Below are 22,717 nucleotides of genomic sequence, written 5' to 3' on the forward strand. Positions count from 1 at the left end.
TGTGTACAAAAATGATTAGAAATTACAGTATTCGTAGTAGTATTAATAAAGAGGAGTTAAAATATGGAAGCTTTAATTTATCTCGCCCCTCTTGCTGGTCTTATTAGTTTGTTATTTGCCGGCTTCTTTGCACGCAGTGTCCTCAAAGAGGAACCTGGTTCAGAGAAAATGCAGGAAATAGCAGGTGCTATCCAGGAAGGTGCGATGGCATACTTGAATCGTCAGTATAAAACAATCGCAGTAGTAGCTGTGATCCTTGCAGTGCTCATCTTTGCCCTGCTTGAAGATGGCAGTAAGATCGCAATCGGTTTCCTTGTTGGTGCTATCAGTTCAGCAGCAGCAGGATATGTAGGTATGAACGTGTCTGTCAGGGCAAATGTCAGGACTGCACACGCAGCATCAAAGGGTCTGCAGAAGGCAATGTCCGTTGCTTTCCGTGGCGGAGCTGTTACCGGTCTTGCAGTAGTCGGTCTTGCACTTATGGGTACAAGCGGCTTCTACATCCTTTACGGTAATGTTGACCTTGTAGTCGGATTCGGTTTCGGTGCAAGTCTTATCAGTCTTTTCGCAAGGGTTGGCGGTGGAATATTCACCAAGGCAGCCGATGTTGGTGCTGATCTCGTAGGTAAGGTCGAGGCCGGAATTCCTGAAGATGACCCGCGTAACGCCGGTGTTATCGCTGACAACGTAGGTGACAACGTAGGGGACTGTGCCGGAATGGGTGCTGACCTCTTCGAAACATACGTGGTTACGGTCCTTGCATCAATGCTCCTTGGATCACTTATCCTTGACTCATACACAAACGCAATTCTTTATCCGCTCATCCTTGGTGCAGTGGCAATCTTCGCATCCATCATTTCCGTATTCTTCGTGAAGGTCGGCAGTGATGGCAAGATCATGAAGGCTCTGTATAAAGGAGTAGCAGTATCCGCAGTTCTCTCTCTTGTTGCTTTCTACTTCGTTACGACATATCTTATGGGAGATCTGAGATTCTACTATGCAGCCCTGGTGGGTATTGTCATTATGGTTCTCATGGTAGTAATCACTGAATACTACACTTCAACTAAATTCCGTCCGGTAAAGACGATTGCCGCAGCATCCGAAACAGGTGCAGGTACAAACGTCATTTCCGGTCTTGCAATAGGTTTTGAGAGTACTGCGATTCCTGTGGTAGTTATCATTCTTGGAATCCTCACCTCATTCTTCATCGTGGGAGGAGGAGCAAGCCCTGCTATCGGTCTTTACGGTATTGCCATAGCAGCAGCAGCAATGCTTTCCACCACTGGAATGATCGTAGCACTTGACTCATACGGACCCATCACCGACAATGCAGGTGGTATCGCAGAAATGGCAGGTATGCCATCCAACGTACGTAAGATCACCGATGCCCTCGATGCAGTAGGTAACACCACAAAGGCGGTCACAAAGGGATATGCGATCGGTTCAGCGGCACTTGGTGCACTGGCCCTGTTTGCAGACTACACAGGTAAAGTAGACCTGACAGGTGACGCGCTCAGTCTCAGCAGGCCTGTGGTGCTTGTAGGTCTTTTCGTTGGAGGACTGCTTCCTTTTATCTTCAGTGCGGTAACAATGCAGGCTGTAGGAAAGGCAGCTTTCAAGATCGTTAACGAGGTTCGCCGCCAGTTCCGCGAGATCCCTGGTATCATGGAAGGAACTGCAAAGCCTGAATACGGTAAATGTGTGGACATCGTAACAGCAGCAGCGATCCGTGAGATGGCCATACCGGGTGCACTCGCAATCTTCACGCCACTTATTGTCGGACTTCTGCTAGGACCTGCAGCCCTTGGCGGACTGCTTATAGGTATCATTGTCAGTGGTCTTTTGCTTGCACTTACAATGGACAACGGTGGCGGTGCATGGGATAATGCAAAGAAGCTCATCGAAGATGGTAAACACGGTGGAAAAGGCTCTGAAGCTCACAAGGCAGCTGTTGTCGGTGACACCGTTGGTGACCCGTTCAAGGACACATCCGGACCTGCACTTAACGCCCTGATCAAGGTGGTTAACATGGTAGCTATCCTGTTCTCCTCCCTGTTCATTGGCGCAGGTCTTTTCTAAAAACATATTTGTTTCCGGCATTGCCGGAAATATTTTCTTTTTTTCTTTCTTATTTCAGTTTCTAATTATAGATTCTAAATAGCACTTTAGAAACTGGTTTTCTGATAACTCACCAAAAGTAACTAGCTGAAAATGCGAAAAAGTCTTCTTATGGGTTATATCTGAGTTTGATGAAAAGTATGCGCGGGTTGGGGAGTGGGGGTTTAATGTATTTGGGGAGTGGGGTTTAGTGTATGAAAAAAGTACCCGCGCAATACGAGTTATAACATGATTCTATTTAATTATTGCCGTCAGGACAAACATAATTAGTTTTATTTTACTTATTTAAAATACTTACGTTTAATTAGTAACTATGTTACTGCACATTTTTGCAACGTAAAAAATATAAAGTGACCGCCCATAGTGCACTTATCTCCGGAGAAGATTATCGATGAAAGAAGATATCGGCACAATTATCAGCAGAGGATTCAGCACCTGGACCAGAAATCTTGTGATCTGTGTACCTTTTATTCTTGAAATACTCGTAACCGTGCTTCTTTCAATGCTGGCTGCCGTATTGTTTGTAATGGTACTTGTCATGCCTATTGTCTCAGGAAGCAATATGGATCCGGAACAGCTATCTCCCGAGGCGATGATGGCCATTCTTGAATCACTTTTCTCGGCCAATCTGCTTATACTGCTTGCCTTTGGTATTGTATTCCTTTTATTTTACACTCTTATCCAGTCTTTTTTCGCAGCAGGGGCCATCGGCATGTCCAAAGAGGCACTGGAAAAAGGTGATACGGGTATAGGTGATCTCTTTTCATATGGTTTGGAGAACTTCTTCAATCTCTTTCTGTTAAAAGTCCTGATATCGCTGCTGGTTATTGCCGGAGTAGTCTTCCTGATCCCGGGATTTCTTTCAATGGGGGATATCGGAAATATAATAAACAATCCTCAAACAGCACTTGCAAGTACATCCCTGCTGGCTTTCGGTCTTATCCTGTGGTTACTCTATTTCATTGTCCTGAGCATTATACTGATATTTGTCGAATATGCTCTTGTGACCGATCATCTTGATCCTGTCAGTGCTATTGAGAAGGGTGTTTCTTTCTTTATGGCCAACAAGTTTCCAGCACTGGTGCTATGGGTACTGCTTATTGGCATATCTGTACTCTTTGTGATTATCGGTGAGGTCTTCAGTTACAGCGATATACTGGCGCAGATATGGACTTATGTTGATTTCGTGCTCACGGTCCTTGTAGTGAGGCCACTTATCACTATATGGTGGACACGCTTCTATCTCAACAGGAACGACAGAAAACTCTATTCATTTGATGAATACACGCTGGATAACTGACTCGTTCACTTTGACCTGCCCAGCAATTTGCATGCCTGGCAAACATCTGCAGTGCATGCCTGGCCACATATGCTGCACTCAGACAGACCTTCCTGCGGGAATTCCCTGCCGAGTATACCTGATATCTTATCAAAGCCACTGAGCAGTGCATACTTTGTGCCTGGGTGCTTTACTTCAAAATCGTTAAGTAGGACTCTTATTTCCTTACGCATGGCCTCATGTGAATACGGACATCCACCGAAACCAAGAGGCAGGTCATGCAGGTATGCATACAGGGCAACCTCTTTTTCAGGAATTTGTCTCAGGGGTTTCATGCGCAGGACAAGTCCCTCAAGCTCCTTGGGAGGTGCCAGTCTGACCATGCGTGACACATCACCTTTAAGGTGGTTCAAAAGTATGGTCTGGGCCTCGTCATCAAGATTGTGACCAATGGCAAGTCTGGTGGCACCGATCTCAAGTGCGGTTTTGTTAAGCAATGACTTTCTGAGTACACCGCAGTAGCTGCACGCTCCCTTTTCGCGCTTCATGGGTGCTATCTCATCCATTGTCCTGTCGTATTCTTCCATAAAAGAGCGAACTATCAATTCAATGCCCAGCTCATCGGTCAACTGCTTTGCCGACTCTATGGTCTGTGGCCTGTAACCTTCAATACCCTCATCTATGGAAATGCCCACAAGCCTGATATCCGGCCTCATTCCGAATATCTTATGCAGGATGTACAGCGTTGTACTGCTGTCCTTGCCACCGCTCAGGCCCACGGCGATGGTTTCGTTCCTTTTGATACTGTAATGTTTTCTGATGGTGAGTTTTATCTTCCGTTCGACATCATCTGTGAAATGTTTCCTGCACAGGTGCATACCCGAATATTTCTGATAGATGATGGCGTCCTTATTGCATTTGTCACATTTGAGCGTCATAGGTTCTGTCCAAGCAACGGGATATTGGTATAAAAAGCTGTCCTGTATTCCAGTTCTTATTTCTGCGGGAACAAAAAGAAAAAATTAAATAACTGCTGAATATTCTTCCTACAAAACCAAGGAATATTAAAATGAGCCCGTTCGGTGAGATATCTTTTCAAATCTTCATTCTTTCAGTAATCGCAGGCTATTTCCTTGGAGTGTTCTCAGGTCTTGTCCCGGGAATACATACCAATAACTTTGCACTGGTACTGCTTGCACTCTCGCCGGTAATGTCTGATTATGGAATACCTGTGTTCTATGTTGCGGTAATGATACTTGCAAACTCTGTGGCCCATAGCTTCCATGACATTATACCTGCAATCTTTCTTGGGGCTCCAAGTGATGATATGGCACTTGCGGTACTTCCCGGACACACTCTCCTGCTCGAGGGAAGGGGAGCAGAAGCCATCAGGTTATCCGCACTTGGCAGCGCAGGTTCTGTTGCCTTTGCAGCAGTTCTTGCACTGCCACTCTCGATATTGTTCAAAAGCGCTTACGTGATGATACAATCGTACCTTGCGTGGATCCTGATAACTGTAGTAATTGTAATGATACTGACAGAAAAAGGGGAATCTGTAGCCGGCCAGGGCTCGCTGTCCCGCTGGAAGTTCAGATTTTATGCATTGCTGGTGTTCTTGCTGAGCGGTTCCCTGGGTGTGATCGCCTTTAACACGGAATACCTGATGAATCCTGTTGTTAACCTCGGCGAGCCATCGATATTGCTGCCATTGCTCAGTGGTCTTTTCGGTTCATCACAACTGATCATAAGCCTTATGTCAGCTCCTGTAATTCCCGCCCAGCTAGGTTATCGCATTGATCTTGAAAGAAAACGTATATTCAGGGGTATATTCATTGGCGGCCTTTCCGGCTCCTTTGTGGCATGGCTACCCGGTATATCATCTTCTGTGGCAACGGTCTTTGCAAGGCTTTTCATACGACAGGAACCCGGAGAAGAATGGGAAGGCTATAGCAAATACGAGGACCCGGTTTCCATGCTTGATCCGGCAAAGGAGTTCATCGTCTCGGTATCCGGTGTAAACACATGCAACGCGATATTTGCACTGGTCGCCCTTGCAGTTATCGGTAAATCAAGGAATGGTGCAATGGTTGTAGTGGATGGTCTGCTTGGAGGTATCGAACCGGGTACATCGGTTATGATACTCTTTCTGTGTGCAGTATCACTGACTGCACTCTTCTCTTATTTTTCCACGATATATATCGGTGACAGGGTTCACAGCAGGCTCTCCGACCTGAACTATCCTGTTTTGTGTTACACTGTCCTGGCAGTCCTTTCGATTATTGTAGTTCTTTTCACAGGTACCTATGGGATTGTTATATTTGCGATTTCAACTTCAGTGGGCATGCTTGCGCCATTTCTGAAAGTACGCAAGAGTCATGCCATGGGTGTAATATTATTGCCGGTGATACTTTACTTTGTATAATTCCTAATCCAGCCCCATATAGAAAATAATTTGCCACACTGCGAGTGAAATAGTCGATGCCGCCAGACCAATCCGTGTCTTTAGTGATGCAAAGTAACCTATTGTCGCTCCTATGAATGATAAGATGATCCAGTAAACACTTGATCGAATAAATCTGCTTGTATCGGATGTAGGCGTATCTCCTGAGATTAAAAGTATATACAAATAGATAGTCATGTGGGATAACACTGCAGTTGCGGGTGCTTCAATCTTGTCATCTGAAAAATATCCATATATGAGTATAAATAATGGCAAAAAAATGAATGCTGTTTGAAAAAAGGTAGTGCCTATTACTATTATCAGGGACAAAAACAGAGGAACCTTATATCTATCAAAAAAACTGCTCTTCATAAATTCCCTGTAATATAATTTATGACCTGTCTGACAATTCCGTATGATAATGCGAGTACGGCGGAGAGCAACAGCAAAGTATCTTCAGAGCTACGTCCCCGATGTTCCTGATACTATGGACCTCTCCGGGAAGAATGCATATTGTATCGCCAGTCTTTATCTCGAAGTTCTGTCCTTCGATGGTTATGCGCCCGCTGCCTTCTGTAATATGATATATTTCCTCAGATCTGTTATGCCTGTGGGGTATGGTTGAGCTACCCACAGGAACAGTGGCTTCGGCAAGGCTCTGGGCACGATTTCCATGAACTTCGGGATGCATTAGTTCCCTAATGGAAGAGCCATCTTTTGTTATATATGGCTCTATATCCTCTTGTATACTCTCAATTGGCATCCTGACAATCCGGCTCAGGTTTCTTTTTCAAAGTCCTGGATCATAGCAAGCATATTGTCTTTTATGTTTGTGACTGAGTCAACCCACGGTCCTCCGACATCTATGGGTGCAAGGCCTTTGAAATCGGCTTCAACAAGCTCGGTGTCATAGGGTATTTCTCCGAGCACCGGGATGCCGAGCTTTTCCAGGTGGGGCTTGATGTTGGCAGAGGTTCCCTTATTGATGACGGCAGCAAGGTTCCTGATATCTATACCTTCAGAGAGTTCCTTGATGCGCTGGGCTGTTTCAATGGACCTCATGCCGGGTTCCACTACGATTATCATAAGATCGATACCTCTGGTGGTACCCCTTCCCAGATGTTCGATACCTGCCTCCATATCGAGTATGACCGCACTTGTGTCTTTCAGGACCACATGACGCAGGAACGCACGCAGGAAAGCCGATGCAGGACACATGCAACCGCTTCCACCTTTCTCAACCGTGCCCATGACCAGCATTTTGACATCATCCGGACCCACGACCCCGAACTTGTCTACAATATCATCGACCTTTGGATTGAACTTGAACATGCCTCCGGTCTCTCCAGCTCTCTCTTCAATAAGGTCTTTAAAATCTGTAAGGGGCTGGGGTGGGTTCTTCACACCAAGGGATGATGCCAGGTTCATGTCGGCGTCGGCATCAATTGCAAGCACATCATAGCCTTCCCTTGCAAGCATGCGTGCAAGTGTGCCTGAAAGTGTTGTCTTGCCAACTCCACCTTTTCCGGTAATTGCGATCTTAACCATGCTTTTCAAGTCGGGACTTATACAAATTATATTTTCCGGTTTACAGGAAGCTGGGTATAAGGCAGCCGAGTAAGTTTGAACAAATTCCTAAATATCTTTCACTAGCCTGAAACCAAGAACATTCAGGCTGCTGTCAGCATCGAGCTGTCCGCGGAACGAACACTGACAGATGTTCGGCCCATCCATCCAGCTACCGCCTCTTCCGACTTTTATGTTAGTATTCGTATCTTCCCATGCGCTTCCGTCTGCAGGTGCACCTTCGTAATTGTCATGCCAGCTATCCTGGGTCCATTCCCAGACATTGCCATGCATATCATACAGTCCCCACTGGTTGGCCTGCTTTTCTCCCACAGGGTGGGTCGTAGCATTTGAATTGAGGGCACACCATCCACATGTGTCAGACCATCCGTAATTATCAAGATCGTCTGCATCCTCGGTGAAAGAGAACTTGCCGGTGCTACCGGCTCTTGCAGCGTACTCCCATTCGGCTTCTGTGGGTAGCCTGTATTTTGTTGTGCCTTCCATCTCATTGAGTTTGTCGATGAATTGCTGTGCATCATTCCAGGACACCTGCTCGACCGGCCGGTTGTCATCTTTAAAAAAGGACGGGTTCTCTCCCATGACTGTGGTCCATTCCTCCTGTGTGACCTCATATATGCCCATGTAGAATGATTCGGAGATGCTGACTGCATGATATGGGTCGTCAAAGGCTACAATGGGTGTTGAATCGGATCCCATGGAAAATTCACCTTCAGGTATAAGTACGAACTCCATTCCAAGGGAATTGTTATAGGTCGTTTCTAATTCTCCACTGCTACTCTCTATGCATCCCGGTAAAAGGAGTGCCGAAATTATAATGAGGATGATAGAGCATTCTCTAACAGGTATCTTATTTGAATAAATGATCATGTTCAACACCAGTGATCCGATGCTGATTCCTGTATAAATAAGTGCTCTATTTTATCTATATATGCATAATTAGGTATATATTTCTATTAAAAAAGAGAAGGTAACAAATGATGCATATTATTACGCATCATTCGATAGTGGATATCAGTTCAAGCATCTCCTCTATCTCATCGTTGCCGTCTATGGATAACAGATCTGCCTCCACGGACCCGATGTTTACAGGCAGGCTTCCGTTTGGGGTCATGCCCATGACAATCACGCTTGAATCCCCATCCTCAAATACCGTTACAAGTCCGAGTACGTTAAGGCTGGAATTCTGACCGGTGGCTCCTGAGTAAATGGATACCGAAACAACAGAACCGTCTTGCATTGCCAGCTCTCTTGTATCTATTTTACTGAAGCTCCGGACGTCGTTCTGTTCTGACATATCATTCACGTTGCTGTCTCTCAGTTTTGATATCAGGTCAGTGGGGATCTTTGCTCCTCCGGGGAGGGTTATGCGATTGGTCCTGATCCAGGCCTCTGTCATCGGAACTTCCGGGGCGAAGGGGACATTGTAAGCCTGCTTGAATTCTTCCCTCTGCTCTTCTATCTCAGAAGCAAGTCGGTCATTTTTGTATCTCACGACGGTGCTTTTGAAACTGATAGCACTTGAATCGGAAATGTTCTGCTGGAATGAGTTGTATTCTATCTCTTCGTCCTGCGACCAGCCGTAAGCTGCAAGTGCGTTCTCATCGATCAGCGCCGGACTTGCTTCAGGGGTTTCCATACATCCCGAGAATGCAATTAAAAACACAACACACGTTATTGACAGTAGCTTATATGTTAGCTGCAAGATTTCACCTTTAATTAATAAGAGATAATTTTATATTAATATGTTATGACATGATATATTGTTGGCTCCCCTTCTTTTTTTAGACAAGAGAATCATAGATTTTATATTGTACATGATTAATAGTCTTACCATGCAAACTAAGGGCTCGAGGTTTCGGAAAATACAAAGGGTCATGTGGTATGTGCTCTTTCTGAACCTTGCAGTTGCCATTGCCAAAATAGCGTATGGTATGTGGACCAACGTATTGAGTATGCAGTCAGATGGTTACCATTCTCTTTTTGACGGTGTGTCAAATGTCATCGGGCTTATCGGCATACAGATAGCCTCAAAACCACCTGACAGGGAACACCCTTACGGACACAGAAAATTCGAGACCCTTGCAGCGTTTTTCATTGCATTTATCCTTGGAATTGTGGCCTTTGAGATCGTACGCTCGGCCCTCGAGCGTTTTGGCAACGGTAATAGTCCCGAAGTAACGACCATCAGTTTTCTTGTAATGCTGGGTACCATGGCCGTTAATTATACAGTCTCGACCTATGAAAAGAAGAAAGGAACCGAACTCCAGAGTGAGGTACTGCTGGCAGACTCGGCACACACCAGAAGTGACATTTATGTCTCGATCTCTGTTCTGCTCGGTCTGGTTGCCATAAGGGCTGGATATCCCATCGTTGATCCTATTATCTCTATTCTTGTGGCTATTGTTATACTTCATGCAGGACTGGAGATCATATTCAGCAGTGCTTCCATACTCTGTGATGAGTCACGCATCGATCCTGAAAAGATCTTCAATATTGTTTGTAGTGTGGAAGGGGTTTACAGCTGTCACAATATCCGCACCCGGGGTCCCGAGGGTAATGTCTATGTGGATCTTCATGTGGAAGTCGATCCCACAATGCCGACTTATAAATCGCACACTGTGGCCCATATAGTTCAGTATCGTCTGAAAGAGGCTTTCGAGGGGATAGAGGAAGTGCTTGTTCATGTCGAACCTGCAGACGGGAACAATAATTATAACTATAAATAACATCAGTGCTTTTTTAGGACTATGCCAGGAAACACCTTTGGTCATTCATTCAGGATCACAACATGGGGAGAATCGCACGGTGCAGCCGTAGGTGTAGTCGTTGACGGCGTACCTGCAGGACTTGAGCTGACCGAGGCGGATGTTCAGAAGGAACTGAGCAGAAGGCGTCCGGGACAGAGCGAGGTATCGACCCCGCGTTCGGAGTCGGATACTGTGGAGATACTTTCAGGTGTTTTCGAAGGCATGACCACCGGTACTCCAATATCCATGCTTGTAAGGAACAAGAATGCAAATCCCGGTGCTTATGATTATATAAGGAATATTCCACGACCCGGTCATGCGGACCTTTTCTACATGGAAAAATACGGTTTTCGCGATCACAGGGGAGGAGGCAGGTCATCCGGCAGGGAAACCGTCGGAAGGGTTGCAGGCGGTGCCATTGCAAAGAAACTGCTTTCAAGCTTTGGTATTGAGGTTCTTGCACACGTGATCGAACTTGGAGGCGTAAAAGCCAGGCAGGTTACTGTCGAGGAGATCCGTGATAATGTAGACCGAACTGTTGTCAGATGCGCTGATATGGAAGCTGCTGAAAAAATGCTTGAGCAGGTAAGACTTGCACGTGAAGAAGGCGACAGCATAGGTGGCATAGTCGAGCTGATTGCAACAGGTGTGCCGGAAGGGCTGGGTGAGCCGGTCTTTGACAAACTGGATGCGGATATCGCCGGGGCGCTGATGAGCATCGGTGCTGTTAAGGGTGTTGAGATTGGTGCTGGTTTTGACTGTGCCCGTATGAAGGGCAGCCAGATGAACGATGCATTCGTGATGGAGGATGATGGCTCAGTTATCACTGAAACCAACAACGCAGGCGGGATCATAGGAGGTCTTTCCACGGGAATGCCACTAATATGCCGTATTGCGGTGAAGCCCACACCTTCAATATCAAAAAAGCAGAAGACCGTGGATATGTCTTCTATGGAAGAGATGGACATCGAGGTTCGCGGCCGTCATGATCCGACAATACCTCCGAGGATGGTGCCTGTGGCCGAGTCCATGCTGGCTCTGGTGCTGGCAGATCATATGATACGAAGCGGAAGGATGAATTCCGAATACCTGCTAAGGTAATCTTTTCTTGTTTTCATTTTGCTTTTTAAATCAGCTATTGAATCTTCAACAGGATTAGAATTGTAAATATATATTCTATACAACTGCTATATATCTATAAAGGTTATCTATTTAATTCATTCTGCAGAGTCATTGCGTAAAAATAATTGATGTGTAGAGATGGATACGAGAAAAGTACAGGTAACCGGTAAGTCCACATATATTGTAACGATCCCGAAGAAATGGGCTGTTAAATCAAGACTGAAATCCGGCTCTCCACTCTCTATCCTGTATGCCGAGGACGGCTCTCTTATCATCAAACCCCCGGGTTTTAAAGAATCTAAAAAGACAAAGAAGATCAAAACCGATAAGAAACTTGAGCACCTTAAAAGAGATATAATAGGTCTCTACATCGTGGGCGATCACCATATGGTAGAGATACAGGGAGAGAACCTGTCCCGGGACTTCAGGGAAGAGATCAAAGCTCTTTGCACACGTCTTGTGGGCTTCGAGCTGGTGGAGAGTAGTGAAACCGCCCTTGTGATACAGAATTACCTTGATTCTGACGAGTTCACCATCGAAAAAGGAATAAAGCGTATGTCGTCGATCATCTACCTGATGCTTGACGAGCTCGAACAGGCTTTTGGTGAGAATGACCGGTTAATGTGCAAAGAGATCATCAAGCGTGATGATGATATTGACCGGATGTTCACTCTTGTGTCTAGGCAGTATGTTAACAGACTTAACCTCAAAAAGGCTTCAAGCAAGGATGCTCTGAGCCTGATAGAGGCCTTTTATTACAGGATGGCAGGAAGAGAAATCGAAAGGATCGGAGATCACATTACTAAAATTGCTTTGCATTATGAATACACTGAAATACATCCGGATGTTTTACTACTGCTTGCAGAACTCTGCGGGGAATTGCAAACCCTGTTCATGGATTCCTTTGAATCCCTCAGGCAGGCCGACAATGAACTTGGCAACAGGGTGCTTGAGAGCGGAGAGGAATTTGACAGCAAGCTTGTGATTGCCGGGAATATGCCGGTCTACGACTCCATCGATATCATAATTGACAGTTTCAGCAGGATAAAGGACTATGCATCGAATATTGCAGAACATGCTATCGATCTATCACAACTATAGGTTGATTCCTCTGTTTCTCAGTGTATCCGTAATAATCGATTATTCCCTAACCTTCTATTTTGCCGGAAGTATCGAAAATATCCTTGCCCATGAGTTCAGTCCCACCCTTGTATTTGCGGTGAAGAATGATATAGTACTGCCATACCTGGCAGTTATAGTAGTGTTCTACTATTTCATGGGTTATACGATTCTGAAGTTCCTTGACGGCGAGGAGATCTACCCCATCGGAGTCTTCATAATCATGCTGATGAGCCTGACTCATGTGCTGGGTGGTATGTCCTGGTACGTGCTGAGCGAGTCCTACTCGAACATGATTTTCATGCTGTCAATGACATCGGTTATTATAGCTCTCTCTGTTTTTGGGTATGAGATATTCAGAAAAGGGTAAAAAGAAGCAGTCTATAGTTCTATATACTTTCCATACCTGAAATAGCTCCGGAAATATCTATTTATTTCATTTGTGCAAGGAATATTACTGAACAATACTACTAGCCCGTATGAAGAGGTTGGTCAGTCTACTCGCAGCGACGATACTGTCACTATGTACTTTCTATTCTACCTGCTGGTACACCCCTTCAGCTTTTTTTGATACGGCCGTACCTTTTGTTTTTGTGACCCTCTTTGGGTACATTCTTCTTATGTATATGGTATTCAAACGGTTTTCGAAGAAAACATGAGTGGGGAGTGGAATTTATGAAAAAAAGGTTTTATGATTGGTTTAGTTTACTCTGTATTGTGGGTCTGGTTTTGTTTTTCTTAATACCTGCTCCTGCAATGGCAGAAAGTAGTCTTTGTCCCTGCGATGATCTTGATTATTGTGTAGAGTGGGTCAAAGAAGATACTGTCACTATAAAGTGGGGTCAGATTGGGAAAGCAATTGTTGGTGGCACTGAGTACAAGTTCAGGCCGGATGATTTCAATGAGGATAATACAGGAGTATTGATCTCTGCACAGAGGGGCAATGAAGATGTCCTAAGTGAATTCCTTTTCCTCAATGGTGACAGTACCTTCCACTGGGACCATGACATAATGGTCGCACTCAAGGATATCAGCACCGGCAGTCAGGAGACCCCGGACGTTAAGCTGGAAATATATTCAAGAGGTTTACCTGAACTTGATTTTGAGTTTAAGGCGAGTTCTGAGAAAATAGATGACGTCAAGGTAGAATCTGATCAGTACGCACCGGGTGAAGAAAAATTCGTTGAAGTTACAGTCAAGAACACCGGTGATGCATGGATAGAGAATGTTGTACTTGAGATGGATATAGATAATTTCAGACTCAAATCAAAAGGCGATTTTGAGTTCAGGGATCAAGTAATCAAAAAGAATCTGGGCTGTTTTGAGCAGGAGGAATCCAAAAAAGTAAACTTTACGGTTATAGCACCTGAATGGGATGGAACAACCTCTCCGTATTCTATTAATTACAACATAACTGCAAAGGCCGGTGGTTATGATATCAAGGGTGGCTATCACAGTTTTGGTGATTCCACAACATTTAGCTGCACTGAGCCTGAAATAAAGGTTAAGCTTGAGGTTGTGAACGAGGAAATAAACATGAGTTCATGGTTCGTGAGACCTCTCTACACCCAGACAGATACGCACCAGTCCGTGGATTTTGAGATATGGAATGCCTGGGAACATTCCTTTTTGAGGACGAATATCTATAATACGGGTCTCTATACGGTTGATGATCTTGAGGTCCAGTTTGCCGAAATCCCGGATGAGCTTATGGTCTCAGAGACTCACGAATCAGGTGATTACAAACGTGTCAGTCCTGAAGGACAGTATTATCTCGGTCAGAAACTGATCCCGATCGAGTCCGGCACCTACAAATTCCCTGCTGTGGTTGTGACTGCCGATTTTTATGGTAAGGAGTTTACATGGAAGTCAAAATCCGAAAATTTGAAGGTACACGGTCCTCATATCCTCTTCAGCAAATCCCTCGCCAAATCGGATGAAGGGTACACTGTTACCCTCAAGGTATCCAATGACGGTGACCGGCCTTCCTGGGTCAATGTTACTGACAGGGTACCATCTGATGTAAACTATATTGGCGGCAGCTTTGAGGAAAACCTGAAAGGTGAGGTACCCCTTTCGGAATGGGACTGGTCTTCTTCCAGGATCAACGGAACACAGACAATGTCAGTTGACGGTGTGCTCCTTGCACCCGGTGAGAGTTTCTCCTTCGGATACAATATCAATCCTGATAGTGCACCGGACCTGCCCTATGCCACATGTGAGTTCAGGGGTCTTCCTGACTATGAGGGAGAATTGCAGTCGTCGCATTTTGTTTCCGGGAACGAGGTGGAGCGAAACTTCGACCTGTCCACAGGTGAATGGGTGGATGATACAGAAGACCCGCAGGCAGCCAGTGTCGAAGTAGCTGCTCCGGATTCTGTTGATGAAGATGAGGAAATATTGTATTCTATGGAAGAAAACGATGAAGAATTGATCGTTCCCGATGCGTCTGTGGAAGTCAGTGATGAGTCGGTCAATCCTTCATTCCTTTCAAAGCTTCTGGGACCTCTCGGAGATTATTTCAACAGGGCACAGCAGTTCGTGCACAACCTTTTCCAGAGCACTCTCGGAGGTTTCGGATCAGCCTTTGGTACTATGGAAGGTGCAGCCATCAATGCTGTTGAGAATTATCTCTATGCTATTGTGATAATCATTGCACTGGCAGTATTCGGGATAGTTTACACCCTCGTTTCCAGATAATTTTCTTCTTAATTTCCTTATACACTTCTTTTTTTCTGTATCTAAAGGCTTTCAATCAGCAGGCAGAAGTATCCATATCTCTTGACTGATCTGTATCCTTTTCACAATATTTTGATTACAGAATGCTTCTTTTTCTTCCATAAAATATTCTCTGATTGTATATGCAGTCGTATATAGATATATTGTAAATCTATATGGATTGTTGGAGTATATACATTATTTGTGGAAGTATTATATATCGACGATACGATGTAGGACTCAGAGCGCGTAAAACCCGCTCCGATAGAACAACTAAAAATTGGTGTACGATATGAACATAAAGAAACTTTTTAACAATGAAGCTGGTGTTTCACCTATTGTTGCAACCCTCGTTTTAGTGGTAGTTGCAATCGCCGGTGCAGCAGCAGTAGGAACCATAATGGGTTCATTCTCAAGCGACGTATCTGACAGTGCAAATGTTGGCGATGCAACTGGTGCAGCCTCAACAGAAATCCTTATTGCTGGTTCAACAACCGTCCAGCCTGTTTCTGAACTCCTCGCAGAAGCATACATGGACGCACACCAGGGTGTAAAGGTATCAGTACAGGGCGGTGGATCCGGTGCTGGTGTATCATCCGTTGCAATGGGAATCAGCGACATTGGTGCAGCATCCAGAGCAGTCAAAGACAGTGAACTCGACAAATACCCAGACATCAAGACACACCAGATTGGTGGCAGTGCAGTAGTAATCATCGCAAACGACGATCTTACTGGTCTTGCAACCTACAATGTTACAAAGGCAGACCTTGCTGACCTTTACATCAACGATTCAAAAGCAATCGACGGTGTTACTGTAAAGGCATACCAGAGAGCTGAATCTTCCGGTACAGAAGACACATTCGTGGACTTCATCGGAGACGACATCAACGACTCCATAGAAGGTGCAGTAGGTAATGCAGGTGTCCTTGCAGCAGTACAGGAAGACACAACCGGTGTAGGATTTGTTGACTTCGGATTTGCTGACGGCGCTGACGATGTATTCATCATGGGTGTCAAAGACGGTTCATACGAATTTGGCTCTGACGAAATCACAGCAGACGCAATCATGGATGAGTTCGGTGCTGACAACGAGTACTACCTCCACGATCTTACAAGGCCACTCAACTACCTTACAAACGGTGAACCAACTGCAATGCAGCAGTCCTTCATTACCTTTGCAAGGTCCCCAGGAGCAACAGAATACTTCACAGAAGTAGGCTACTTCGCTCTTAACGAGATCGCTTAAATAAATAGTTGAGAAATTAAAGCACATCAGATCTGTGTTGCCTGCAACACAGGTCTTTTTTTTTGTAATCTTAAAAACGAGGGGCAAATGAACAATAAAAGATTGGATGACAGGTATCCTCAGTACTTTTTCTTCATGTGCGCATTTATTACAGTAAGTGTCGCAGTTTACTTTATTCTATTTATATTTAATACCGCAATGCCTACCTTTCAAAGTCAGGGTATCATTAATTTCTTAACAGGCACGGTCTGGAGCTATGACGATAACATTTATGGTATACGTACTTTTATCGCAGGTACTATTGTCATAACCATCGTTAGTCTGATAATTGCAGTTCCAATAAGCGTTTTTACTGCAATATTCCTTTCAGAATACGCATCTTCAAACGTAGCTTCGACAATCAGACCCTTTATTGAACTGCTAGTAGGTATTCCTTCAGTGGTATATGGTATATTCGGATTGTTTGTACTTGAGAATTTTTTCCAGAATAATATTGATCCACTGATCAGTGCATTGAGTTTTATTCCGATATTTGAAGATCTAACTCCCAACAGAGGCAATGGTGTACTTCTAGCGTCTACTGTGCTTGCTATAATGATACTCCCGACTATTACCTCTCTTTCCGAAAATGCGATGCGTTCAGTACCGTTTGATTACAGGGAAGCATCTTTTGCAATCGGGGCTACGCACTGGGAAACAATAAAAAAAATAGTTCTACCCACTGCATCTCCTGGAATACTTACAGCCATTATTCTTGGTATGATGAGAGCAATGGGCGAAACCATGGCAATAGTCATGCTGCTTGGAAATGTCGGACATGTTCCTGGCTCTATTCTTGATACAGGTTATGCCATGACATCAAAAATACTCAATGACATTGGATATTATTCTGCAATGGATGGACCCAGAAGTGCTCTTTTTGCAATAGCTGCCGTTCTTTTTGCTATTGAGATATTTTTTGTTGCAGCAGCTCGGAGGATAGGTGGTTCAAGATGAACATTCGTAGAATGGAAGGAACAATCTTTAAGGGAATTTCATATACTGCAGCTTCATTAACAATACTTGCACTTGTATTGATTCTTGGCAGAATCACTCTGGAGGCAATTCCAAGTCTTTCACTTGAGATGATATTTACTCCTGAATCGGAAGCAGCAGGATTTGGTGGTGGCCTTGCAAATGCAATAATTGGCACTATCATACTTTCATTAGGTTCAACTTTGCTCGCAACTCCGTTTGCAGTAGGTACTGCAATTTACCTTAAAAGATATGCAGGTGACGGAAAATTTGTCCGCTTTTTCAGTTTCATGCTTGATGTGATGTCAGGAACACCTTCGATAGTTCTAGGTATCTTTGCTCTGCTTCTTCTTGTCTATTCGATGCGCACCATTACCGGAGGTTTTTCAATGATATCCGGTATCATTGCACTCGCTATATTGATTTTACCTGTATTGGAAAGAGCATCAGAAGCTGCAATTGAATCCGTACCAACTGAAATAGAGCATGCAAGTTATGCTCTTGGTGCAAATAAATGGGAAACAATTAAATTAATAACAATTCCATACGCTTTGAGTGGAATTCTTACAGGATTTGTTCTTAGTGTGGGACGTGCAGCAGAAGAATCGGCAGTTGTTATACTTTCAGCAGGCTATAGTCAGTTCATACCTGAATTTAAGACTCTTCCAAATGAAAAATTCCTTTTTGGAATTAAAATCTATCCTTTCCAGGATTTAATTGCAGCTTTACCTATCACCGTATATCATTCATTTGAGTTCCCACATATGATTGATCGTTCAGAAGGATTTGCTGCTGCATTTGTTCTGATTGCCATTGTAATGATCATTAATGCAATAGCCCGTCTGATTGTCTGGAGGCGCAGAATTGGGTAAACTGCGCTTAAAATCCAGATTGAGTGGAAGAAAACCACGCTCGGAACCAGATGATATTGAAGATAGCTCAGCTTATATTGAAGAGATTGAAGAGGAAACTATTGAAGAAAGTGCAGATGACGGGGTAATTTCCACAAAAGAACATACGGTTAAAGAGGAAGTTATCTCTCTTCCGAAAGAATCCAATCCCGAAGATGGTTTTGACCATGCTATTATGGATTATATGGAAAATGATAGTACTTCTGTATCCGAAAAATCACAAATAGCTGAAGAGGAGCTCATAGAACCTACGGAAGAAAAGGAAGAAACACCTTCCAAAAAGAAAAGATTTGGTCTGAGCCTGGGTAGAAAGCGCAAAAAATCTTCTGTAGCTAAACAGGATACTAAAAAGGCAGAACCTCCAAAGGAAAAGGAAAAAGCAGACGTCAAGCCTGCAAAGAAGAAAAAAAAGTTCAGTCTCAACTTTGGAAGAAAAAAGAAATCTTCCGGTGAAAACACAGATCAAGATGAATCAAACTCCGCAAACGGGCAGGGACAGGAATCCGCAAAGAAGTCCTCTTCTTCCCTTCTTAATAAGATTGAACAGATAATAACCCCCAAACCCGAATCAATCGAAGAGATGGAATTCGTTGTCGGTGAATTATCCGTTCCTGCTCCCGGAGTTCCTCAAAAGGACGTTGATATCACCTATGAAGTGACACCTGGGTGTCAGTATGTGCATATCGGTTTTGAAGGTGAGTCACTGGTCTATAACTGTATGGAGCCACCCATGAGTGAAAGTGAGGAGGAGGCGTTTTACATCATAAAGAATGCCTTTGACAAGATGGCACACTCTGAGATCCTGCTCGTGGAAGAAGAGGATCGTGTGGAAGCACTCAGGGACAGGTTCGAGCTTATCGTGGACATCTACCGTCTGAAGCTCAGTGATACCCAGAAGGACAAATTCTTCTATTATTTGCATAAGAAGTACATGGGCTTTGACAGGATGGACCTGCTCATGAAAGATCCCTATATCGAGGATATCACCTGTAATGGTCCCTACACTCCGCTTTATGTCAATCACAGGGTCTACGGCTCGGTGGCCACGGATGTGGTCTACGAGGAGATAGAGCTCAACAACTTTGTCATGAGAATGGCACAGGCAGCAGGCAGGCATATCTCCGTGCTTGAGCCCATCAGGGACGCAACCCTTGTGGACGGAAGCCGTGCCAATCTGACACTCGGGAAAGAAGTAACGAAAAGAGGCTCGACCTTTACCATCAGGCGTTTCAAATCAAATCCGGTTTCCTGTATCGATCTGATGAACTACAAAACATACGATTCAACAGTACTCGCCTATTTCTGGCTCATGGTGGAATACAAACGGTCCGTACTGGCAGCAGGTGGAACAGCATCCGGTAAGACCACAACCCTCAACGCCCTCGGAGCCTTCATCCCGCCGGAGTACAAGATCGTGTCAATCGAGGATACCGCTGAGATGAACCTCATGCATCCCAACTGGACCCAGTCCATCACAAGGGCCGGATTTGGTGGAAATGAAGGCGGGAAGTCTGCCGGAGATATCGAACTCTACGACCTCCTGAAAGCCGCACTGAGGCAGAGGCCTGAATACATCGTTGTCGGTGAGGTTCGTGGTGCTGAAGCTGGTACCCTTTTCCAGGCCATCTCAGTCGGTCACCCCTGTATGGGTACAATACACGCAGGTTCCATACATGAGTTGCTTTCGAGAGTGGAATCCGAACCCATGAACGTGCCAAGGAACCTCTTTGCCAGTGTGGATATGGTAATTTTCAATGCCATGATAAAGGTCGGTGAACATTTCCTCAGGCGTGCACTGAGGATCGTGGAGATAGTGGAACTGGATTCTGAACGTGGTGATCTTATCACAAACCCGGTATTCAAATGGAACCCTGTTACGGACGAATATGAGTATAGCGGCAGCAGTGCTCTTTTCGATGCTATATATGAGGAATTCGGTATCGACCAGTCGGAACTTGTACAGGAGATGAATATCAGGGCAAAATATCTTGAAAGCCTTGCAAGTGAAGGTATTACCGAATACGAGGCAGTTGCCAAAGCCATCAGGAAATATTCGAGACACAAGGATGAACTGATGGAGATGATGCATTAAAATGGTCAGAACAGAAGATACTGATATTCATCAGGCTTTCAATGACGGTGCTACTAACAAGTACGTTGAGAAGTACAAGATGTTCTGCTATGTCTTCGGCAAACATATAGACAAAAAGCCGCAGAACGATATTGCGAAATCACTCTACCAGGCGGATATGATCATGACCCCTGGCATGTTCATGTCCCTGGCACTTGTAACAGCAGCACTGGCAACTGCAATAGTATTCATATTCTCTCTGATATTTTTCATGAATTCATCATCACCTCTGGTTTATATAAGCACCCTGACCTTTCTGACATTCGGACTGACAGTCAGTGGTTTTCCTTTCGTGCTCTATAACAAGATATCCAACAAGAATATGAACATCGAGCACGAGCTTCCGTTTACGCTTGGATACATGACCATCCTTGCAAGCTCGGGTTCCTCTCCCATGGATGTCATCAGAAAGGTGGCCATAGAGGATTACGGTGATGTTTCCACCGAATTTGGCAAGGTGATGTACCGTGTGGACGTTCTGGGTGAAGACGGTGTCAGCGCCATGAATCATCTCATCCGCAACACCTCTTCCGAATCCCTCAGGGCAATCTGTATCGATCTTGCCAATGCCATGCAATCCGGAGGTGGCCTGCGTACATACCTGGATATGAAATCCAGGGAACTCATGGACATGAGAAGGAAGATGCAGCAGGAATTCGTTGATTCCCTGGGTGTGTACGGTGAAGGTTATCTCAGCGGGGTCGTAATGAGCGTCGTACTTGTGGTGCTGATGATCGTGGTTACAAGTGCTCTTGGAATCGACCTTGGACCATTTACCGCGAAACAGATGTTCCAGTTCTTTGTCTACTTCATGCTGCCTTTCATAAACATCGTATTTCTAATTCTGCTTTGGATGAAATATTCAAGGAGCATTCTATGAACTTTGCCATGGATATTGAAAGATACCGTCTGATGATCCAGCGTCATGTGCAGATTCTGACAATACGCTATGATATCAAACGAGAGTATCTGACTCTGTGTGTGCCGATATTTGTTGCATTGATGATTCTGGCTATGGCCGTTCTCACAGGTCATACTTTTGTAACCGACGAAGCTGCAGGTGAGGTTGTAAGTGATGAAGAATCTGCAAGACAGGCTGCATATGAGCAGCTTGTAAAAGAAATGGAAGCTGCTGAGGCTGTGGAAAGAGGTGAGGTTTTACCCGCTGAGGAAGAAGAACCAGAACCACAACCTGAAGAAGAAAAATCCAAAGAGGATCTGGACCATATAATGGTTTTTGCAATACTGGTTGCTATTATTCCGTACTCCATTGATTCCTATTTCCAGAAGAAACTTCTGCAAAAGAGGGAAGTGGCCTTCAGCGAACTGCTGTACAAGCTCTCCGAACTTATGCGGGGTGGTATCGATCCCGTAAAGGGTTTCATCAATCTGTCAAAGACCAACCTTGGTGTTATCACAAGCAATGCACAGGATGCTGCATCTTCTATGGTTCTGGGTAAATCCTTCGAGGAATCCATGCACCGCATGTCGGATTCCATGAAAAGCCGCCTTGTTGCAAGGTATATTGATGTGGTTGTTCAGGCTGCATATACGGGTGGTAATGTTGCTGATCTGCTGTTTCGTACCTCGGAGGACATGAGGTCAGTTATATCTATCCAGAAAGAAAAGGAGACCAATCTTAAACAGTACATAGTCATCTTCTATCTCGCCCAGGGTATCATAGTGATGCTCACATACATTCTTTCCACATCACTGCTTCCCCTGATCCAGGGTGTGGGTATGGAAATGCTCGGTGGCGCGGGACTTTCGGATATTGATTTCGAACGCGGCTTTTTCCATATGATCATACTTAACGCCCTCTTTGGAGGACTGATTATAGGTCAGATCACCGAAGGGGAGATAAAACACGGGTTCAAACACTCGGCAGTGCTCATAACCCTGAGCTATATTGCCTGTGTAACTCTTCTGCTTCCTGCAGGTGCCGGGGGTGCATATATTATTGATATCGTATCCGGTGATGGTCAGGAAGTGATGGGTGGTATTCCATTGCAAGAGCCAATAGTTTTTAATGTGACTGATATGGATGGAAATCCGGTTCCAGATACTTTTGTCAAGCTGTCAATATCGCCGGAAGGTGTGATAACAAGTTCCATGACCGAAGATGACGGTACGGTATCAGTCTCGCCTGTACCCGGCTCTGAAGCCGGTACGTATATAGTGACTGCCGAGGCCGGAGAATCTAAAGGAACGGCAACCATTGTAGTTAAAGGATTTGATGACTGAAATTTTAATTTTTACTTAAGTCCATTTCCTTTAGAAAT

19 protein-coding genes are annotated in these 22,717 nt (G+C 44.7%); 14 read left to right on the forward strand and 5 right to left on the reverse strand.

Translation table 11 applies throughout. From position 1 onward, the window contains the following. Positions 1-63: 63 nt before the first annotated feature. Complete coding sequence (locus HWN40_RS05625; RefSeq protein ID WP_176964816.1) at positions 64-2,079, forward strand: sodium-translocating pyrophosphatase; 2,016 nt, start codon at positions 64-66, stop codon at positions 2,077-2,079. Positions 2,080-2,509: 430 nt separating this feature from the next. Next, on the forward strand, positions 2,510-3,418 hold the full coding sequence (locus HWN40_RS05630) for a DUF7847 domain-containing protein (RefSeq protein ID WP_176964817.1): 909 nt from the start codon (positions 2,510-2,512) through the stop codon (positions 3,416-3,418). Between the two features lie 5 nt (positions 3,419-3,423). Here the strand turns inward: HWN40_RS05630 and HWN40_RS05635 are convergent, their stop codons facing one another. Beyond that, positions 3,424-4,335: a TIGR00269 family protein gene (locus HWN40_RS05635; RefSeq protein ID WP_176964818.1), complete on the reverse strand. Its 912-nt coding sequence runs from the start codon at positions 4,333-4,335 to the stop codon at positions 3,424-3,426. Positions 4,336-4,466: 131 nt separating this feature from the next. Between HWN40_RS05635 and HWN40_RS05640 the strand changes: the two genes are divergently transcribed. Next, positions 4,467-5,819: a tripartite tricarboxylate transporter permease gene (locus HWN40_RS05640; protein ID WP_176964819.1), complete on the forward strand. Its 1,353-nt coding sequence runs from the start codon at positions 4,467-4,469 to the stop codon at positions 5,817-5,819. Between the two features lie 409 nt (positions 5,820-6,228). On the opposite strand, the gene HWN40_RS05645 is transcribed toward HWN40_RS05640, so the two are convergent. The 4 genes from HWN40_RS05645 to HWN40_RS05660 all read right to left on the reverse strand — a co-directional run bounded on the left by HWN40_RS05645 (position 6,229) and on the right by HWN40_RS05660 (position 9,129). Continuing rightward, positions 6,229-6,600 carry a cupin domain-containing protein gene (locus tag HWN40_RS05645; protein WP_176964820.1) on the reverse strand — a complete coding sequence of 124 codons (372 nt, stop codon included), beginning with the start codon at positions 6,598-6,600 and terminating at the stop codon, positions 6,229-6,231. 14 nt (positions 6,601-6,614) lie between these two features. Beyond that, on the reverse strand, positions 6,615-7,385 hold the full coding sequence (locus tag HWN40_RS05650; protein WP_176964821.1) for an ATP-binding protein: 771 nt from the start codon (positions 7,383-7,385) through the stop codon (positions 6,615-6,617). Between the two features lie 87 nt (positions 7,386-7,472). Then, positions 7,473-8,294, reverse strand: coding sequence for a formylglycine-generating enzyme family protein (locus HWN40_RS05655; protein WP_176964822.1), 822 nt, complete (start codon positions 8,292-8,294; stop codon positions 7,473-7,475). Positions 8,295-8,421: 127 nt separating this feature from the next. Next, positions 8,422-9,129: a DUF6517 family protein gene (locus HWN40_RS05660; RefSeq protein WP_176964823.1), complete on the reverse strand. Its 708-nt coding sequence runs from the start codon at positions 9,127-9,129 to the stop codon at positions 8,422-8,424. A 130-nt stretch (positions 9,130-9,259) separates the two neighbouring features. On the opposite strand from HWN40_RS05660, the gene HWN40_RS05665 reads away from it, so the two are divergent. The 11 genes from HWN40_RS05665 (at position 9,260) to HWN40_RS05715 (ending at position 22,679) form a co-directional block, all read left to right on the forward strand. Next, a complete protein-coding gene (locus HWN40_RS05665; protein WP_176964824.1) occupies positions 9,260-10,153 on the forward strand; it encodes a cation diffusion facilitator family transporter in 894 nt (297 codons plus the stop codon). A gap of 21 nt (positions 10,154-10,174) precedes the next feature. After that, positions 10,175-11,275, forward strand: a complete 1,101-nt coding sequence (gene aroC, locus HWN40_RS05670; RefSeq protein ID WP_176964825.1) for a chorismate synthase — start codon at positions 10,175-10,177, stop codon at positions 11,273-11,275. A 159-nt stretch (positions 11,276-11,434) separates the two neighbouring features. Continuing rightward, the gene (locus HWN40_RS05675; protein ID WP_176964826.1) at positions 11,435-12,397 is read left to right on the forward strand and encodes a phosphate signaling complex PhoU family protein; all 963 of its coding nucleotides are present in this window, start codon (positions 11,435-11,437) and stop codon (positions 12,395-12,397) included. Continuing rightward, the gene (locus tag HWN40_RS05680) at positions 12,351-12,785 is read left to right on the forward strand and encodes a hypothetical protein (RefSeq protein WP_176964827.1); all 435 of its coding nucleotides are present in this window, start codon (positions 12,351-12,353) and stop codon (positions 12,783-12,785) included. Before HWN40_RS05675 ends, HWN40_RS05680 begins: the two co-directional genes overlap by 47 nt. Positions 12,786-13,090: 305 nt before the next feature. After that, the gene (locus HWN40_RS05685) at positions 13,091-15,115 is read left to right on the forward strand and encodes a COG1361 family protein (protein ID WP_176964828.1); all 2,025 of its coding nucleotides are present in this window, start codon (positions 13,091-13,093) and stop codon (positions 15,113-15,115) included. Between the two features lie 310 nt (positions 15,116-15,425). Beyond that, entirely contained in the window at positions 15,426-16,379 is a 954-nt protein-coding gene (locus HWN40_RS05690) for a PstS family phosphate ABC transporter substrate-binding protein (protein WP_176964829.1), read from the forward strand. Between the two features lie 87 nt (positions 16,380-16,466). After that, on the forward strand, positions 16,467-17,375 hold the full coding sequence (pstC, locus tag HWN40_RS05695; RefSeq protein ID WP_176964830.1) for a phosphate ABC transporter permease subunit PstC: 909 nt from the start codon (positions 16,467-16,469) through the stop codon (positions 17,373-17,375). Positions 17,376-17,386: 11 nt separating this feature from the next. Next, entirely contained in the window at positions 17,387-18,265 is an 879-nt protein-coding gene (gene pstA, locus HWN40_RS05700) for a phosphate ABC transporter permease PstA (protein ID WP_246275997.1), read from the forward strand. Beyond that, positions 18,258-20,396: a type II/IV secretion system ATPase subunit gene (locus tag HWN40_RS05705; protein WP_246275998.1), complete on the forward strand. Its 2,139-nt coding sequence runs from the start codon at positions 18,258-18,260 to the stop codon at positions 20,394-20,396. The genes pstA and HWN40_RS05705 overlap by 8 nt, the downstream gene beginning before the upstream one ends. A 1-nt stretch (position 20,397) precedes the next feature. After that, entirely contained in the window at positions 20,398-21,315 is a 918-nt protein-coding gene (locus HWN40_RS05710; RefSeq protein ID WP_176964832.1) for a type II secretion system F family protein, read from the forward strand. Then, entirely contained in the window at positions 21,312-22,679 is a 1,368-nt protein-coding gene (locus HWN40_RS05715; protein WP_246275999.1) for a type II secretion system F family protein, read from the forward strand. Before HWN40_RS05710 ends, HWN40_RS05715 begins: the two co-directional genes overlap by 4 nt. Positions 22,680-22,717: the final 38 nt, after the last annotated feature.

Origin of the sequence: Methanolobus zinderi (assembly GCF_013388255.1) — an archaeon.
GTDB lineage: Archaea > Halobacteriota > Methanosarcinia > Methanosarcinales > Methanosarcinaceae > Methanolobus > Methanolobus zinderi.